We start from the raw sequence: 17,390 nt of genomic DNA on the forward strand, positions 1-17,390 counted from the left end.
CACCACGGCCTACGCGTCGTACGCGGCCAGTGCCTTTCCTGCTGCCTCCCGGGCGCTGGCCGCCAGGTCCGCCGGGGCCGTGATGCGCCCGTCGCGCCCCAGCCTCAGGGCCAGGCGGCGCAGGGAGGCGGGGTCCGGGGTGCGCAGGGTGATGCGCAGACCGCCGTCGGCCAGCTCCTCGGCGCTGTCGTACGGGTAGTACTCGGCGACCCAGCGCCCGCCGGGCCCCACCTCGACGACGACCTCCGGATCGGTGGCCGCGGGCTGCACGAGCCCCGCGCTCAGATCGCGGGGCTCTATCGGTGGCGGGTCGGCCCGCTCGTCCAGCAGTTCGATCTCGGCGACCCGGTCGAGCCGGAAGGTGCGCCGCGCCTCGGAGAGCCGGCACCAGGCCTCGACGTAGGTGTGCCCGACGGCGAAGAGGCGGATCGGGTCGACCTCGCGCTCGGTCAGCTCGTCCCTGGCCGGCGAGTAGTACTTGATCCACAGCCTGCGGCGCTCGGCGATGGCCCGGTCGACGTCGGCGAAGACGCCGCCCTCCGACTCGAAGGTGACCGACAGCCGGGCGCTGGCCCCCGCGGTCTCCCCCGCGGCCGACTCCAGTTTGGCGGTGGCACGCTGGAGCGCGTCCCGGTCGCTCTCGCGCAGCCCCGGGAGGGTGGCCACGGCGCGGGCCGCGACCAGCAGCGCGGTGGCCTCGTCGGCGGCCAGCCGCAGCGGCTGCGCCGTGTCGGCACCCAGCGCGTCGGCGTTGCGCCACCAGATGCGCTCGCCGTCGGTGTCGATCTCCAGCAGGTCCCCACCCCGGAAGCTCGTACCGCACATGGGCAGCACGTTCAGGTCGGAGATCAGCTCGTCGGCACTGATGCCGAACGCGCGCGCGACCTCCTCGACCCGGGCCCCCGGGCGGTCCTTGAGGTAGGTGACCAGCGAGAGCATCCTGCGGGTCTGGTCGATCGCGTTCACGGCCATGCGGTTCTCCTCCCCTCAGCCCTTGGCGACGGCGCGCAGCCGGTCGATGACGTCGGCACGCAGCTCGGCGGGTTCCAGCACGACGACGTCGGGGCCGAACTCCACCAGCCAGGCATCCAGGCCGTGACCGTACGGAATCTCCAACTCGTCCCACCCGTCACCGAGTTCCCGGGTGGCGAGTGCCCGGGCGCGCAGCGGGTAGCCCGCGCCCTCCCGCAGCTTGATGCGGGCGGTGCTGGTGGCGCCCTCGCCCGCCCAGCGCTCCACCGTCTCGCGCACCGTCACCTGATCGGGTACGGCAGCCAAGAACGCACCGGTCCGCGAGCGGACGGGCCCGGTGATCCGGGAGAGGCGGAAGACCCGCTCGTCCTGCCTGCCCCGGTCCCAGCCCGCGAGATACCAGTGCCCGCGCCAGCACTCCAGCGTCCAGGGTTCGACCTGGCGCCGTTCGGAGCGGGCGGCGTTGGACTTGCGGTAGTCGAACACGACGGGGCGGCGGTCGCGGCAGGCCAGCATGAGCGGCTCGAACGCGGCCTCCCGCGCGGGGATGTGCGGTTCCAGCGTGCCGAGCTGGCGCTCCCCGCCCTGTTCGGGGACGGCCCCGGGCGGCATACCGCCCGCGGCGTGCAGCTTCTGCAGGGCTCCGCTGGCCGCGGACGCCAGGCGGGCCTGCTGCCAGACGCGGGCGGCGAGCCCCAGCGCGGTGGCCTCGGCGGCGTCGAGGGCCAGCGGCGGGAGGCGGTTGCTGTCGCGGCGGGCGACGTAGGCGGTCTCCCCGTCGACGTTCTCGACGGTGTCGATGACCAGGCCCAGCTCCCGCAGGTCGTCCTTGTCCCGTTCGAACATGCGGCTGAAGGACTCGGCGGAGCCGGTGGCGCCCTCCCCGCCCGAAACCGCACCGGCCCCTCCCGAGCCGAAGGTCTCGACGTAGGCCTCGATGGAGGCCCGCAGCTCCCGTTTGGTGAGCGGGCGGCGGGCCCCCAGCAGGCACAGCGCCAGATTCATCAGCCGCTCGGCCTTGGCAATCGCCATGGGTTCCCTCGTGCCCTCTCTGATGCTGTTCTGGACCCTCGACCGTACCGTTGGCGCGGCCGTCGACAAAAGCCGGGAGCCCCGCGAGGTGCGGGACTCCCGGCCCGTGTGGTAGCGGCGCCCGTTTCCGGCCGCCGCTTCCCCTGAGTTTCCTGCTGTCAGACGGCGATGAGATCGCAGACGAAGATCAGCGTCTCGCCCGGCTTGATCCGCCCGCCGCCCGCGCCGCTGTCACCGTAGGCGAGGTGGGCGGGGATGGTCAGCCGACGGCGGCCGCCGACCTTCATGCCCTGGACGCCCTTGTCCCACCCCTCGATGACCTGGCCTGCGCCGAGCTGGAACTGGAGCGGCTTGCCGCGGTTCCAGCTGGCGTCGAACTCCTCACCCGAGGAGAAGGAGACGCCCACGTAGTGCACGGAGACGTTGTCGCCGGCCTTGGCCTCGGCTCCTTCGCCCTCCCACAGGTCCTGGATCTCCAGGTCGGCGGGCGGGGCGCCCTCGGGGAAGTCGACCTCGGGCTTGTCGATGCTCACGAAATTGCTCCTACGAACGAATCTGCGGGACAACCGCGCCAGTCTGCCACGGACACGGCCGCGGCGCGCAGACCGGCCGGACCGGTGCGAGCGGTCACCCCTCACGGCGAGGCAGCCGCCCCGCCTGGAGGCGGTCACCTCACGGCGAGGCGGTCACCTCACGGCGAGGCGGTCACTTCACCTCGAGGATGTCGACCGAGAAGACGACGCCGTCCTTGAACTGCTTGCGCTGCTCCTTGGGGAACTCGCTCTGCGGCACCGAGACCACCACGCGGCTGCCCGCCTTGGCGCCCTTGAGGCCCTTGCCCCAGCCGGGGATCTGCGCGACGGGGATCTCCTGGGGCGCGCCGCCCTGTGCCCAGGTGTCGTCGAGCTGCTTGCCGCCCTTCCACGCCTTGGCCGTGAAGTGGGTCAGGATGGTGCTCTTCTCGTCGACGGACTTCTTGCCGTCGCCCTTGACGACGGTCTCGCTGATCAGCTCGTCCGGGGCCTCGTCCTTGCCCTTGGGCATCTCGACCGACGGCGCCTTGTCCTTGTCGATCTTCGTGCTGACCTTGGGCAGCTGTGGGTTCTGCGGCTTGTCCACGGGCTTGCCGTCGATCTTGTTCGGCGCGATCTTCTCCAGGTCCACGACGAAGACCAGCGTGGAGTTGCCGGGGATCGTGGGCGGCTGGCCCTTCTTGCCGTAACCCTTGGACGGCGGGGCGACGATCTCGACCCGGCTGCCGATCTTCTTGCCGACCAGCGCCTCGTCCCAGCCCTTGATGACCTTCCCCGTGCCGATCTGGAAGGTGGCGGGGGCCTTGCGCTTCCAACTGCTGTCGAACTCCTTGCCGTTCCACAGCTGGCCCACGTAGTGCGCGCTGACCGCGTCGCCCTTGCGGACCTTCTGCCCGTTGCCGTTCTTGAGCACCTTCGTCTTCAGGTCGGACGGCGGGTCGCCGGCCCCCTTGTCGATCTTGGGCTTCTTGCCCCACGACCCGCTGACGGCCGGGGGCTTGGAGTCGGACCCGCCGTCGTCCGAGCAGGCCGCCGCCGAGACGGCGAGCAGCGGCACGGCCACGAGCGCGGCGATACGGCGCGTGCCCTTCCTCGAAAGGGCCCGGGAGGCTCGGGGGGTACGGGGGTTCGAGCCCCCGGGAAAATGCAACATGTATTCCACTCGCGGGTTCAGGGGTGTGCGTACGGTGCCTCAGCCTACGACCCGGCAACGAGGCCGCCACCGCCGACGACACGGCACACTCCCGGCACCTGTCAATGCCAGGCTGACCGGGAGCGCCGGAGGGCGTCTGGAAGAGACCTGACCCGCCCTCCACCTGCCCGCGAGCGCGCGGCCACACCCGGCCGTGCGGCCACGGACCGCACGCGAGGAGACGTCCGTCACATTCCCGTGGCATGCGCGACGCCGACGCCTTCCCGTGCATGCGCGACGCCGGCGCCCGCGTCGCGCATGCTCACGTCACGTGCCCGCGATGAGCTACATGCCCGCGATGAGCTTCTCGACCCGCTCGTCCACCGACCTGAACGGGTCCTTGCACAGCACCGTGCGCTGCGCCTGGTCGTTCAGCTTCAGATGCACCCAGTCCACGGTGAAGTCGCGACGCTGCTCCTGGGCCCGCCGGATGAAGTCGCCGCGCAGCCGGGCGCGCGTCGTCTGCGGCGGCACCGACTTGCCCTCGAAGATCTTCACGTCGTTGCAGATCCTGGCCGCCTTGCCGCCGCGCTCCAGCAGGTAGTACAGCCCTCTGCGGCGGTGGATGTCGTGGTAGGCGAGGTCTATCTGCGCGATCCTCGGGTGCGACATCGTGATGTTGTTCTTGTTCCGGTACCGCTCGATGAGCTGGTACTTCATCACCCAGTCGATCTCGGTGTTGATCTTGTCGAGCTCCTGGGTGCGGACCGCCTCCAGGGCCCGGCCCCACAGCTCCAGCACCTGCTCGACCCGGCCCGTGCGGATACCGCGCCGGTCGCAGAAGTCCAACGCCTTGTCGAAGTACTCCTGCTGCACCTCCAGCGCCGAGGCCTCCCGGCCGCTGGCCAGCCGGACCTTGCGCTGGCCCGTGATGTCGTGGCTGACCTCGCGGATCGCCCGGATCGGGTTCTCCAGCGTCAGGTCCCGCATCACGGTGCCCGCCTCGATCATGCGCAGCACCAGGTCGGTGGCGCCGACCTTGAGCAGCATCGTCGTCTCGGACATGTTCGAGTCGCCCACGATGACGTGCAGCCTGCGGTAGCGCTCGGCGTCGGCGTGCGGCTCGTCGCGGGTGTTGATGATGGGCCTCGAACGCGTCGTCGCCGAGCTGACGCCCTCCCAGATGTGCTCGGCACGCTGGCTGACGCAGTAGACGGCACCCCGCGGGGTCTGCAGCACCTTGCCCGCGCCGCACACCAGCTGCCGCGTCACCAGGAACGGGATGAGGACGTCCGCGAGCCGGGAGAACTCCCCGTGCCTGGCCACCAGATAGTTCTCATGGCAGCCGTAGGAGTTGCCCGCCGAGTCGGTGTTGTTCTTGAAGAGATAGACGTCGCCCGCGATGCCCTCCTCGTGCAGGCGGCGTTCGGCGTCGACCAGCAGGCCTTCGAGGATGCGTTCCCCCGACTTGTCGTGGGTGACCAGCTCGGTCACGCTGTCGCACTCGGGTGTCGCGTACTCCGGGTGCGAGCCCACGTCCAGATAGAGGCGCGCGCCGTTCCGCAGAAACACGTTGCTGCTGCGGCCCCATGACACCACACGGCGGAAGAGGTACCGCGCCACCTCGTCGGGGGACAGCCGCCGCTGCCCCCGGAACGTACATGTGACGCCGTACTCGTTCTCCAGCCCGAAGATTCGGCGGTCCATGACTGAACATTACGCCTACAGAGACGATCTGAAACCGGGTTCCGGCTCACCGTTCCGATCTGTTTGCGCACCTGGGGCTCGGGTTTCCGCCTCCGGCCGCGGGGTTTCCCCGCCCGGCGGCCGGGCCGGGGAGCCGGTCACCGCACCGCGGGCGTCACCCTCCGGCAGGCGCAGCGCCCTCCGCCCCGCCAGCATGACGCCGAGCGCCGCCAGTCCCCCGGCCCCCGCCAGCGCGAACCCGGCTCCTGTACCGGCCGACTCGAGGACCGTGCCCACCACGGCGGTGCCCGCGGCGGCGCCCACGCCGAACGTCGTCACCAGCCACGAGAAGGCCTCGGTCACCGTGCCGGACGGCGCGTGCCGGTCCACGACCACGAACGCGCACGCCAGCGACGGTGCCAAAAAGCACCCCGACAAGGCGCCCAGCGCCACCATCGGCGGTACGCCGGGCACCAGGGCGAGCGGCAGGTTGCCCGCCGCGAACAGGCCCACCAGCGCCAGCAGCCTGCCCTCGTGGCTGCCCGGCCAGCCGCGCCCCCCGTAGACGACGCCGCCCACCAGCGCGCCGGCGCCCTGGGCCGCCAGCAGGTAGGTCGAGATGAGCGTGTCGCCGTGGTCGTCCGCGTAGGAGACGGCGGCCAGCGCGAACGTGCCCAGCGCCAGGCCGACGAAGAAGAACGACGCCAGCATCACCTTCAGCCCCGGCGAGCGCAGCGCGCCCAGCCAGTGCGGGGTACGGGGCGCCGACCGCCAGCGGCGGGACGGGGGCGAGAGCACGACCGAGAGGGCGCCCAGCACCCCCAGCGCGTTGACCACCAGCAGCGCGGCCGTCTCGCTCCACCCCGCGACCAGCAGCGTCACCAGCAGGGGTCCCGCCGCGAACATCACCTCCTGGGCGACGGCGTCGAGTGCGTAGGCCGTGTGGACCTGCTCCTGGCGGCGCAGCACGCTGGGCCACAGCGCCCGCAGACCGCCCTCGAGCGGCGGCGTGCACACCCCGAACACCAGTACGCAGCCAAAGGCGAGCGGCAGCAGGCCGACCCCCGTGAGGGCGAGCGTGCCGGCGCCGAGCGCGGAGAGCACCGCGGCGGGCAGCATCACCCTGGGCTGCCCGAACAGATCCACCAGGCGGCCCAGCATCGGCTGCCCGAGCGCCGTGGCGAGCCCGTAGAAGGCGGAGAGGGCCCCGGCGAGCGTCATGCTGCCGCCCTCCGCGCGGACGAAGAGCGCGATCGCGATCGGCCCCGTGGCGTTCGGCAGCCTGCCCACCAGCGTTCCCGCCAGCAGGCGCACCGCGTGCCTGGCCCGCAGCAGTTCGGCATAGCCCGTCGCCATTCCACCCCACCCCTCGGTCACAGTTTTACGTATAACGCGCTCGCCATACGTACCATGCGAGCGAGCCGCGGTGAAGGAGTTTTCCGTGCCGGCACAGCACACCGAAGACGGCGGAACCCCGCGCCGCGACCAGGCGGCCCGCTCCGCACGCCCCACAGGACACGACGTGGCGGACGCGGCCGGGGTCTCCCAGGCCACCGTCTCGCTCGTCCTCGGCGGCAAGTGGGAGGGCAGGGTCTCGCCCCGCACCGCCGAAGCCGTACGCGCCGCGGCCCGCACCCTCGGCTACCGCCCCAACCTGGCCGCCCGCACCCTGCGCCTCGGCCGCACCCGCACAGCGCTGCTCGTCGTCCCCGCTCTCACCGGGGAGTTCTTCGCCGCCGTGCACCAAGGAGCCGTCGAGGTCGCCACCGCACACGACTTCGGAATCGTCCTCTACCCCTCCCCCGAGGGCATCGAGAAGGCACCCGACCCCTTCGCCTCGGCCCGCACCGCCCTGGACGGCGTCATCGCCTCCTCCATGGCCCCCGAAGCCCTCGCCACCCTGCGCGGCGAGGGCCTGCCCCTGGTGATGCTGGACAGCGACGAGGGGGACTGCGACGCCACCGTCAACGTCGACATCGCGAACGGCATGCGGCAGGTGACGGCTCATCTGCTCGCGCTCGGCCACCGGAACGTCGCCCACCTCGCGGCCGACGTGGACTCCTGGACCTTCACCGCGCGAGCGGACGCCCTCGCAGGCGCCCTGCGGGCGGGCGGTGGCGCCGTGGTGCGCACCGAACGGGCGCCCCTGAGCGTGGCGGGCGGGCTGGACGCGGCCACCCGGGTGCTGGCCCAGGGCGGCGCAGCCACCCCGACCGCGCTGGTGTGCGACGACGACCTGCTGGCCGCCGGAGCGCTGAAGGCCGCGCGGCGGCTCGGCGTGCGGGTGCCGGAGGAGATGTCGGTGACCGGGTTCGACGACCTGACGCTGGCCACCGCCGTGGAGCCCGAACTCACCACCGTGGCGCTGCCGGCCCAGCAGGTGGGGGCGGCCGGCATGGAGGCACTGCTGGCCGTCGTGGAAGGACGGGCGCCCCGACCGGTCCGGCTGCCGGTACGCCTGCTGGAGCGCGGCTCGACCGGCCCCCCGCCCACACCGTGACGACCCGGTGGCCGCCAGGCGCCTGAATACCGGAGAGCTCGCGGCGCCGCCCGTGCCCGACACGCGCCGGGCGTCGGCGCGTGGCCGCCGGGCGGCCCGGAGCGCGGCGCCGAACGCCGGCCCCGGGCCATTGCCTGCTACTCCTCCGAGGAGTCCTCCCTCGCCTCCGGGGCGGGCGTCTCCTCCAGCAGACGGGCCACCTGCGCTGCGGGGACACGCTTGAACTTGCGCTTCTGGGAGCGCTGCCGGTCGAGCACGGCAACCTCCAGCTGCTCAGCCGACAGCTCCCGCTCGCCGCCGTTGCTGTCCCGCGCCAGCGCCACGGCGCCCAGCTTCAGCGCCTCGCCCAGCGACATTCCCTCCCGGTGCCGCTGGTCCATGTAGCTGCCGATCTGGTCCGAGTTGCCACCGACGGCGACCGAGCCGTGCTCGTCCACGATGGAGCCGTCGTGCGGCAGGCGGTAGATCTGGTCGTCCTCGGGGGCGGCGCCCACCTCCGCGACGATCAGCTCGACCTCATACGGCTTCTCCGCGTTCGAGGAGAAGATGGTGCCCAGCGTCTGGGCGTAGACGTTGGCCAGACCGCGCGCGGTGACGTCCTCGCGGTCGTAGGTGTACCCGCGCAGGTCCGCGTAGCGAACGCCGCCGATGCGCAGGTTCTCGAACTCGTTGTACTTGCCGACCGCCGCGAAGGCGATGCGGTCATAGATCTCGCTGACCTTGTGCAGCGCCCGAGAAGGGTTCTCGGCGACGAAGACGATGCCGTCCGCGTACTGCAACACGACCACGCTGCGGCCGCGCGCGATGCCCTTGCGGGCATACTCCGCGCGGTCGGCCATTGCCTGCTGGGGCGACACATAGAACGGCGTCGACACCGGCTATCCGTCCCTTCCTGTCCGTATGGATGCGATGTCAGGGCCTAGGAGGCCGGGGCCTGCGGGCCGTTGGGCTGCTGGAGGCGGCCGTCGTAGACCGCCTGGGCCAGCCCGGAGACCTCGTCCTCGCCGAGCCTGCGGTAACCGTCCTGGGTGATCGTCGCCACGATCGGGTAGATGCGGCGCGTCAGGTCGGGGCCGCCGGTTGCCGAGTCGTCGTCCGCGGCGTCGTAGAGGGCCTGGAGGACGACGGTGGCCGCCTGCTCCTCCGTCATCTCCTCCCGGTAGAGCTTCTTGAGCGCGCCGCGGGCGAAGACGGAGCCCGAGCCGACGCCGGCGAAGCCGTACTCCTCCGAGCGGCCGCCCGTCACGTCGTAGGAGAAGATGCGGCCCCTGTCCTTGTCCACGTCGTACCCGGCGAACATCGGGACCACGGCGAGGCCCTGCAGGGCCATCCCCAGATTGCTGCGGATCATCGTGGAGAGGCGGTTGGCCTTGCCCTCCAGGGAGAGCGTGGAGCCCTCCACCTTCTCGAAGTGCTCCAGCTCCAGCTGGAAGAGCTTGACCATCTCCACGGCCAGGCCCGCGGTGCCCGCGATGCCCACCGCCGAGTACTCGTCGGCAGGGAAGACCTTTTCGACGTCGCGCTGCGCGATGACGTTGCCCATCGTCGCCCGCCGGTCCCCGGCCAGGACGACGCCGCCGGCGAAGGTCGCGGCCACGATCGTCGTCCCGTGCGGCGCCTGGACGGCGCCCTCGACGGGCGGCAGCGACCGGTTGCCCGGCAGCTGCTCGGGAGCGTGGGTGGACATGAAGTCCATGAACGACGACGACCCCGGCGTCAGGAAGGCAGCAGGTAGACGCCCGGTGCTACGAATTTCGGCTTCCACACGTTTCCTTCCACATAGGCGGCCGCGCGCCGACGGGCGTCCGGCCGATCCTCTCGGTGCCCCAGCACTGCGTCGCGGCTGAAGCACGGTACGCCCCGGACCTTACCCGGCTCATGATCGTGATCCACATGCTCCGGGCGCGGTCTTCAGCCCTGCCGCGCGGATCCGCGCACGCGGGCGGCGCTCCCGTGGCGAGCCGTCCGGCCCGGCCCCGGCCGCGCCCGAAGGCCACCGGGGACGGGCTCCGTCGGCGGCGCGCACCGCCGCCCGCCCGAACCTCTCCCCTCGCTTCGAAGGGAGAATCACTGGCCGCCCTTCTGAACGAAGCTCCGAACGAAATCCTCCGCATTTTCCTCGAGCACATCATCGATTTCGTCGAGGACGGAGTCCACATCATCGGACAGCGCCTCCTGGCGCTCCTTGAGGTCTTCCGAAGCCTGCGCGTCCTGCGCCTGCTCCTCGGTCTCCTCGGTGTGGCGGGTGGACTTCTGCTGTCCGCCGCCGGTGTCCTTGGTCGCCATTTCCCTCACCCCGCTCGGTTCGGTGATGCACGCGGAACGTACAAGATCAGACCCTACAAGCCGGGACTGACATCGGCTCCTCGGTTGCTTCAACGTCCGGGAACCACCCCGATGATTCCCGCCCTGCGGACCGAATAGCCACGATTCGGCCCTCGCGTCAGTTGCCCGACAACACCTTGACCAGCTCCTCCGCCGTCCGGCAGCGGTCCAGCAGCTCCTTGACGTGGTTGCGGGTACCCCGCAGCGGCTCCAGCGTGGGAACCCGTTGCAGAGAGTCACGACCCGGCAGGTCGAAGATCACCGAGTCCCAGGAAGCGGCGGCCACGTCGTCGGCGTACTGCTCCAGGCAGCGGCCGCGGAAGTAGGCGCGGGTGTCCTCGGGAGGCTTGAAGGCCGCCTCCTTGACCTCCTCCTCCGAGAGCAGGCGCTGCATCGAGCCGCGGGAGACGAGGCGGTTGTAGAGGCCCTTGTCGCCGCGCACGTCCGCGTACTGGAGATCCACCAGGTGGAGCCTGGGAGCGTCCCAGTCGAGCTGGTCACGGCGGCGGTAGCCCTCCATCAGCTCGCGCTTGGCGACCCAGTCCAGCTCCCTGGACAGGCTCATGGGGTCGCGCTCCAGCCGGCCGAGCACGTCCTCCCAGCGGGCCAGCACGTCGCGCGTCTGGTCGTCCGCGTCCGCGCCCCAGCGTTCCTCGACGTACTTGCGGGCGAGCTCGTAGTACTCCATCTGGAGCTGGACCGCCGTCAGAGTGCGTCCATTACGCAGAGTGATCAGTTGGGCGAGCGTCGGATCGTGCGAGACCTGGTGCAGGGTGCGCACCGGCTGGTCGACGGCGAGGTCCACCGCGATGAAGCCGTCCTCGATCATGGAGAGCACCAGCGCGGTGGTGCCCAGCTTGAGGTAGGTGGAGACCTCGGAGAGGTTCGCGTCCCCGATGATCACGTGCAGCCTGCGGTGCTTCTCCGCGTCGGCGTGCGGCTCGTCGCGGGTGTTGATGAGGGGGCGCTTGAGCGTGGTCTCCAGCCCCACCTCGACCTCGAAGTAGTCGGCGCGCTGACTGAGCTGGAACCCGTGCTCGCTGCCGTCCTGGCCCAGCCCCACGCGTCCCGCGCCGCACACGACCTGGCGGGAGACGAAGAACGGGGTCAGGTGCCGCACGATGTCCGAGAAGGGGGTCTCCCGCTTCATCAGGTAGTTCTCGTGCGTGCCGTAGGAGGCGCCCTTGTTGTCGGTGTTGTTCTTGTAGAGGTGGATGGGGCTCGTACCCGGCACCTCGGCCGCCCGTTCGGCGGCCTCGGCCATGATCCGCTCCCCCGCCTTGTCCCACAGCACGGCGTCCCTCGGATTGGTGACCTCGGGGGCGCTGTACTCGGGGTGGGCGTGGTCGACGTAGAGGCGCGCGCCGTTGGTGAGGATGACGTTGGCCAGGCCGATGTCCTCGTCGGTCAGCTGGGTGGCGTCGGCCGACTCACGGGCCAGGTCGAAGCCGCGGGCGTCCCGCAGCGGGTTCTCCTCCTCGAAGTCCCAGCGGGCGCGCCGCGCCCGGTGCATCGCCGCCGCGTAGGCGTTGACCACCTGGGACGAGGTGAGCATGGCATTGGCGTTGGGGTGCCCGGGCACGGAGATCCCGTACTCGGTCTCGATGCCCATTACGCGCCGTACGGTCATGCTGCCCTCCTTGCCTGACGGCGGTCCGCCGGTGGACCGCCGTTCAAGTCCCGCTGCGCGTCCTTCCCGCGTGCGGCCCCCTCCCGCCCGCTGCGCGTCTCGGCGGTTGGGACGAGCCTATGACGCGCGGGCCGGGGGCGGCAGATCACCGGGCGGACTTCCTTGGCGCCCCGGGAAACGATCCGGCTGCGGGTGCCCCCGTCGGGAACCCGCAGCCGGACTGGTCCTCTTTACAGGTACTGACCGGTGTTGGCGACGGTGTCGATGGACCGGCCGGTGTCCGCTCCCTGCTTGCCGGTGACCAGGGTGCGGATGTAGACGATCCGCTCGCCCTTCTTACCGGAGATGCGGGCCCAGTCGTCCGGGTTGGTGGTGTTGGGCAGGTCCTCGTTCTCCTTGAACTCGTCCACGCAGGCGGACAGCAGGTGGGAGACGCGCAGACCCTTCTGGTTGTGGTCGAGGTAGGCCTTGATGGCCATCTTCTTGGCGCGGCCGACGATGTTCTCGATCATGGCGCCGGAGTTGAAGTCCTTGAAGTAGAGCACTTCCTTGTCACCGTTGGCGTAGGTGACCTCGAGGAAGCGGTTCTCCTCGGACTCCGCGTACATCTGCTCGACGACCGACTGGATCATGGCGTCGCTGGCGGCGTCCAGGTTGCCGCCGTGCTCGGCCACGTCGTCCGCGTGCAGCGGCAGCGTGGACGTCAGGTACTTGGAGAAGATGTCCTTGGCGGCCTCGGCGTCGGGGCGCTCGATCTTGATCTTCACATCGAGGCGTCCCGGGCGCAGGATCGCCGGGTCGATCATGTCCTCGCGGTTCGAGGCGCCGATGACGATGACGTTCTCCAGGCCCTCCACGCCGTCGATCTCGGAGAGCAGCTGCGGGACGATGGTGTTCTCCACGTCCGAGCTGACGCCCGAGCCGCGCGTGCGGAAGAGGGAGTCCATCTCGTCGAAGAAGACGATGACGGGCGTGCCCTCGCTGGCCTTCTCACGCGCCCGCTGGAAGACGAGGCGGATGTGCCGCTCCGTCTCGCCGACGTACTTGTTCAGCAGCTCGGGGCCCTTGATGTTGAGGAAGTAGCTCTTGCCCTGCGGCTTGCCCGTGACCTCGGCGACCTTCTTGGCCAGCGAGTTGGCCACCGCCTTGGCGATCAGCGTCTTGCCGCATCCCGGCGGGCCGTAGAGCAGCACGCCCTTGGGAGGACGCAGTTGGTGCTCACGGAAGAGGTCGGGGTAGAGGTAGGGCAGCTCGACGGCGTCCCTGATCTGCTCGATCTGGCCGCCGAGACCGCCGATCTTGGTGTAGTCGATGTCGGGGACCTCTTCGAGGACGAGCTCCTCGACCTCGCTCTTGGGCACGACCTCGTAGACATAGCCCGAGCGGCTCTCCAGCAGGAGGGCGTCCCCGGCCCGCAGGGTGGCGCTCAGCAGCGGCTCGGCGAGCCGTACCACGCGCTCCTCGTCCGTGTGGCCGACGACGAGCGCGCGCTCCCCGTCGTCCAGCACTTCCTTGAGGGTGACGATGTCACCCGCGCGCTCGAACTCCATGGCCTCGACCACGTTGAGCGCTTCGTTGAGCATGACCTCCTGGCCACGCTCGAGCTCCTTGAGCTCCACGTTCGGACTGACGTTCACCCGCAGCTTGCGGCCGCCGGTGAAGATGTCGGCCGTGTCGTCCTCGTTGGCCTGCAGGAAGACCCCGAAGCCGGACGGCGGCTGGGCGAGCCTGTCGACCTCTTCCTTGAGGGCCACGATCTGGTCGCGCGCCTCGCGGAGCGTGTTCGACAGGCGCTCGTTCTGGGCGGACACGCCGGCCAGGTTGGTCTGCAGCTCGACGATCCGCTCCTCGAGAATACGAGTGTGGCGCGGAGAGTCGGCGAGCTTGCGGCGCAGGACGGCGATCTCCTGCTCAAGGTAGGCGATCTGGCCGGACGGGTCGTCGCCCCGACCGGGCCGGATGCCGCGGTTGGTGTCGTCGTCGTGGGCTGCCACGGTCCTCACCTCCTCCAGGGGGAGCTGGACGCTTCGACCCTACCTGGGCCGGTGCGGGTTGAAACCCCTAGATCACAAAGACGGTCGGGGTGTGTCCGATCTTCACCCTTGCGCACTCCCCTCAGCACTGGGAATACCCATCCACAACCATCTGAAAGCGACCGGTTGCGGCGGCGAGATGTTCAACACCCTTCAAGGGCGGCCCTGTTTCGCCACCCGACGCCTTCGGCCGGGCCGCTCGGCGCGGCCGCCTCGCGGACCGCGGGCGGCCCCGAGCGCCGGCTCAGACGCTGAGTCCGCCGCCCGCGACCGGCGCGGCGCGCAGGACGAACTTCCCCTCGCGCCACTCCCACTTGACCTTGCGGCGCTTGTCGGGACAACAGCGGGGCACGTCGGAGGAGGAGTAGCCGAGGAGAGTGGCGGAAATACCGGCGTCACGGACGGCCAGATCGTCGACCGACATCCCTTCCTTCTGCTCGACGAGGGTGGCGGCGACCCGGGGCGCGCCCCCGTCGGCGGCCCGGGCGAGGACGAAGACGGCGCTGGGCGGGGTGCCGCCGCGGGCGCGGCAGCGGACGACGGCGACGGTCTCGTCGCTGCCGTCCCCGTCGAAGTCGGCGCCCGCCGCATCGAGTACGTCGGTCCCCGAGCCGCCCTGCCCGCAGTCGAGGGGGTAGCGGGCCTGCTCCGGATCGGGCGCCGGGGCGGAGGAGCCGCCAAAACCGGAGGAGGAAGAGGAGGGAGCCGGGGTGGCGGTGGCCGGCTGGAGGAGCGCGGTGGCCCCGAGGACCGCGGCGAGGGCGGCGGCGGTGGCGAGCCAGTGAGCCGTGCGGGAGCGGGTGTGCGGCAGTTCCGTCACGCGGGGTGACTCCTGTGTGCGGGCGACGACGGGTGCGGTGTGGAGCGGCGGGGAGTGCGGATCTGGTACGAGGAGGAGGAGGAGGAGGAGGTGCCTCGCATGGTGCCACAGGTCACACCGGCACGGAACGTCCGGGTCCTCTTCGGATCGTTCCCGCGCTCCAACACGACTGCCCCGCACCCGGTTTCGCGGCGGGTGCGGGGCAGTGGGCGTGTCGTGGGAGGCCCCTCGTGGGCCGGGCCGGGCCGGGCCGCCCATCGGAGGGGGCCGGGCCGGGTCGTCAGGAGGAGGCGCGGCCGCCGGACTGGCTGCCGGGGCCCGTGTAGTCCTCGCCGTAGGCGCCCTTGGCGGGGCGGCGGCGGCGCAGCGGCGGCTCGACGCCGTCGGCGAGGCGGCGGGCGGTCAGCAGGAAGCCGGTGTGGCCGATCATGCGGTGGTCGGGGCGGACGGCGAGGCCCTCGACGTGCCAGTTGCGGACCATGGTCTCCCAGGCCTGCGGCTCGTTGAACGTCCCGAACTCGCGGATCGACTCGACCATGCGGGCCATCTGTGTCGTGGTGGCGACGTAGGCGCACAGGATGCCGCCGGGCACCAGCGCCTTGGAGACGGCTTCCAGGCACTCCCAGGGTGCGAGCATGTCGAGGATGACGCGGTCGACGTCGGGGTCGGACAGGTTGTCCTGGAGGTCACCGACGGTCAGGGTCCAGGCGGGGTGGGGGCTGCCGAAGTAGCGCTCCACGTTCTGCTGGGCGATGTCGGCGAAGTCGGCGCGGCGCTCGTAGGAGTGGAGCATGCCCTGGTCGCCGATGGCGCGGAGCAGGAAGGTGGACAGGGAGCCTGAGCCGACGCCTGCCTCGACGACGCGTGCGCCGGGGAAGATGTCGGCCATGGCGAGCACCTGGCCCGCGTCCTTGGGGTAGACGACGGCGGCCCCCCGTGGCATGGACAGGACATAGTCGGGGAGCAGGGGACGCAGCGCGAGGTAGGCGACGTTTCCGGTGGTACGGACGACACTCCCCTCGGGCACACCGATCAGCTCGTCGTGGGGGAAGGCTCCCTTGTGGGTGTGGAAGCTCTTCCCCTCTTCGAGGGTGATCGTGTAGTGGCGGCCCTTGGGGTCGGTGAGCTGGACCTGGTCCCCGACCTTGAAGGGCCCGCGACGGCGGGCGGCACCGGTCGGTTCGGACATGCCGACAGCCTAGCCGGTCCCGGCCTGCCGCCGTGCGCTGGGCCACCCGGGCACGGGCCGCCACCAGCTCCGGAACCTCGGCGGCCCGCCGCCGCCCGGCATCCCTCGGCCCCGAAGGGCTCGGGTGCCTCGCCCCGCCGACCGGCTCCCCCCGGCCCGGGTGGGCTCAGGTACGGGCGCCCCGCCGGTCGGCGCGGTTGGACATGGCCGCGACGAACGCCCGCTCGACGTCCCCGGTGGACAGCACTCCGTAGATCTCGCCGGTGTCCTCCACGACCAGGTACTCGGTCGCGGGAGTGGCACGCAGCCACTCCAGCAGGTCCTCCCCCGCCAGCTCCGCGGGAACGCGCATGCCCTCCTTGAGCTCCTGCGCGAGGGTGCTGACGGCCACCCAGGGGCGCCGGTGCTCGGGGACGGAGGCGATGGCGGCCTCCCGCACGAGGGAGAGCGGATCGCCCTTGCCGTCGACGACGACCAGCGCACGGGCCCCGGCGGAGTTGGCGCGGCGCAGGGCCTCGGACAGCGGGGTGTCGGTCTCGACGGGCACGGCTCGGCGGGTCAGCGTGCGGGCGCGCAGCTCGGGGAGGCGCTCGCGCAGCCGGGCCATCCGCAGGCTGTTGCCCGCACCGGTCCAGATGATGGCCGCCAGGATCGCGGCGAGCAGTGCGTCGGTCAGGGAATCCATACCGCTGACGCCACCCCTGGCGAGCCCGCCCGCGTGGGTGGCCAGCGGAAGCCCGATCAGCACGGCCACGGCCAGCGCCCGGCCCACCCAGGCGGCGGCGACCGTGCCGGTCATGGGCTTGCCGCTGATCTTCCACACGACGGCGCGCAGCATCCTGCCGCCGTCCAGCGGCAGCCCGGGCAGCAGGTTGAAGACGGCCACGAGCAGGTTGGAGACCATCAGCCCCGCCAGCAGGACGCCGGGAACGGTGCCCGGCTCCACGGCGCGCATCGCGGCGTAGAACACGCCGGCCAGCACCAGCGAGAAGAGCGGCCCCACGAACGCGAGGACGAACTCGCGGCCCGGCGTCTCCGACTCCTTCTCGATCTCCGAGACGCCTCCGAAGAACTGCAGCTGGATGCGGCGCACCGGCAGCTTGAAGCGGAGCGCGGCGACCGTGTGGGCGAGCTCGTGGACCAGCACCGAGGCGTAGAAGGCCACGGCGAAGAACAGCGCGATCAGATAGCGCAGGCCGCCCAGCTCGGGCAGGACCCGTTCGAGCTGGCCGCCGAAGACCCAGGTGATGAGCGCGGCCACCAGGAACCAGGAGGGCGCCACGTAGACCGGGACGCCGAACGGGCGTCCCATCAGGATGCCGCCGCCTGGCGGGTTCGGGCGGGCGGGTCTGCCGGGGGTCGGCTTGCGGGAGGACGGCCCACCCTGACCGGTCCCCTGGCCGGAGCCACCGGCCGGCGACTTCCCGTCGTTGTCCTCGTCCGCCACGGGTTCCCCTCTGCTGCTTCCCTCGCGTCCCGCCGCTCCGCGCCGCCTGCCGGATCGGCCTGCCGTACGGTGCGAGGGGTCTGCCGTCGAT

At 71.2% G+C, this 17,390-nt stretch carries 16 protein-coding genes; 1 reads left to right on the plus strand and 15 read right to left on the minus strand.

The window, feature by feature from the left end; translation table 11 throughout:
• Positions 1-9: 9 nt before the first annotated feature.
• The 6 genes from MMF93_RS05795 to MMF93_RS05820 form a co-directional block, all read right to left on the minus strand.
• The gene (locus MMF93_RS05795) at positions 10-972 is read right to left on the minus strand and encodes a helix-turn-helix transcriptional regulator (protein WP_242749977.1); all 963 of its coding nucleotides are present in this window, start codon (positions 970-972) and stop codon (positions 10-12) included.
• A 15-nt stretch (positions 973-987) separates the two neighbouring features.
• Complete coding sequence (locus MMF93_RS05800) at positions 988-2,004, minus strand: helix-turn-helix transcriptional regulator (protein WP_242749978.1); 1,017 nt, start codon at positions 2,002-2,004, stop codon at positions 988-990.
• 158 nt (positions 2,005-2,162) lie between these two features.
• On the minus strand, positions 2,163-2,537 hold the full coding sequence (locus MMF93_RS05805; RefSeq protein ID WP_242749979.1) for an FKBP-type peptidyl-prolyl cis-trans isomerase: 375 nt from the start codon (positions 2,535-2,537) through the stop codon (positions 2,163-2,165).
• A 172-nt stretch (positions 2,538-2,709) separates the two neighbouring features.
• On the minus strand, positions 2,710-3,600 hold the full coding sequence (locus MMF93_RS05810) for an FKBP-type peptidyl-prolyl cis-trans isomerase (protein ID WP_242749980.1): 891 nt from the start codon (positions 3,598-3,600) through the stop codon (positions 2,710-2,712).
• Positions 3,601-4,014: 414 nt separating this feature from the next.
• Positions 4,015-5,376 (minus strand): Pup--protein ligase, encoded by a 1,362-nt coding sequence (gene pafA / locus MMF93_RS05815; protein WP_114020520.1) that lies wholly within the window; start codon positions 5,374-5,376, stop codon positions 4,015-4,017.
• A 15-nt stretch (positions 5,377-5,391) separates the two neighbouring features.
• Complete coding sequence (locus MMF93_RS05820; RefSeq protein WP_242749981.1) at positions 5,392-6,711, minus strand: MFS transporter; 1,320 nt, start codon at positions 6,709-6,711, stop codon at positions 5,392-5,394.
• 166 nt (positions 6,712-6,877) lie between these two features.
• Between MMF93_RS05820 and MMF93_RS05825 the strand changes: the two genes are divergently transcribed.
• Positions 6,878-7,855, plus strand: coding sequence for a LacI family DNA-binding transcriptional regulator (locus tag MMF93_RS05825; RefSeq protein WP_242757287.1), 978 nt, complete (start codon positions 6,878-6,880; stop codon positions 7,853-7,855).
• Positions 7,856-7,992: 137 nt separating this feature from the next.
• On the opposite strand, the gene prcA is transcribed toward MMF93_RS05825, so the two are convergent.
• From prcA to MMF93_RS05870, 9 genes are all read right to left on the minus strand, one after another.
• Positions 7,993-8,730 (minus strand): proteasome subunit alpha, encoded by a 738-nt coding sequence (gene prcA, locus MMF93_RS05830; protein ID WP_242749982.1) that lies wholly within the window; start codon positions 8,728-8,730, stop codon positions 7,993-7,995.
• Between the two features lie 44 nt (positions 8,731-8,774).
• Complete coding sequence (prcB, locus tag MMF93_RS05835; RefSeq protein WP_242749983.1) at positions 8,775-9,620, minus strand: proteasome subunit beta; 846 nt, start codon at positions 9,618-9,620, stop codon at positions 8,775-8,777.
• The gene (locus MMF93_RS05840) at positions 9,572-9,748 is read right to left on the minus strand and encodes an endonuclease domain-containing protein (protein ID WP_423835357.1); all 177 of its coding nucleotides are present in this window, start codon (positions 9,746-9,748) and stop codon (positions 9,572-9,574) included. Before MMF93_RS05840 ends, prcB begins: the two co-directional genes overlap by 49 nt.
• A 174-nt stretch (positions 9,749-9,922) precedes the next feature.
• Positions 9,923-10,141, minus strand: a complete 219-nt coding sequence (locus MMF93_RS05845; protein ID WP_114020515.1) for a ubiquitin-like protein Pup — start codon at positions 10,139-10,141, stop codon at positions 9,923-9,925.
• A gap of 157 nt (positions 10,142-10,298) precedes the next feature.
• Positions 10,299-11,810, minus strand: a complete 1,512-nt coding sequence (dop, locus tag MMF93_RS05850; RefSeq protein ID WP_242749984.1) for a depupylase/deamidase Dop — start codon at positions 11,808-11,810, stop codon at positions 10,299-10,301.
• A gap of 230 nt (positions 11,811-12,040) precedes the next feature.
• Positions 12,041-13,804 (minus strand): proteasome ATPase, encoded by a 1,764-nt coding sequence (arc, locus tag MMF93_RS05855; protein ID WP_114020513.1) that lies wholly within the window; start codon positions 13,802-13,804, stop codon positions 12,041-12,043.
• A 283-nt stretch (positions 13,805-14,087) separates the two neighbouring features.
• Positions 14,088-14,663 (minus strand): hypothetical protein, encoded by a 576-nt coding sequence (locus MMF93_RS05860; protein ID WP_242749985.1) that lies wholly within the window; start codon positions 14,661-14,663, stop codon positions 14,088-14,090.
• A 280-nt stretch (positions 14,664-14,943) separates the two neighbouring features.
• Entirely contained in the window at positions 14,944-15,852 is a 909-nt protein-coding gene (locus MMF93_RS05865; RefSeq protein WP_242749986.1) for a tRNA (adenine-N1)-methyltransferase, read from the minus strand.
• A 166-nt stretch (positions 15,853-16,018) separates the two neighbouring features.
• Complete coding sequence (locus MMF93_RS05870; protein WP_242749987.1) at positions 16,019-17,299, minus strand: site-2 protease family protein; 1,281 nt, start codon at positions 17,297-17,299, stop codon at positions 16,019-16,021.
• Positions 17,300-17,390 lie beyond the last annotated feature (91 nt).

Source organism: Streptomyces tubbatahanensis (assembly GCF_022699385.1).
Taxonomy (GTDB): domain Bacteria; phylum Actinomycetota; class Actinomycetes; order Streptomycetales; family Streptomycetaceae; genus Streptomyces; species Streptomyces diacarni.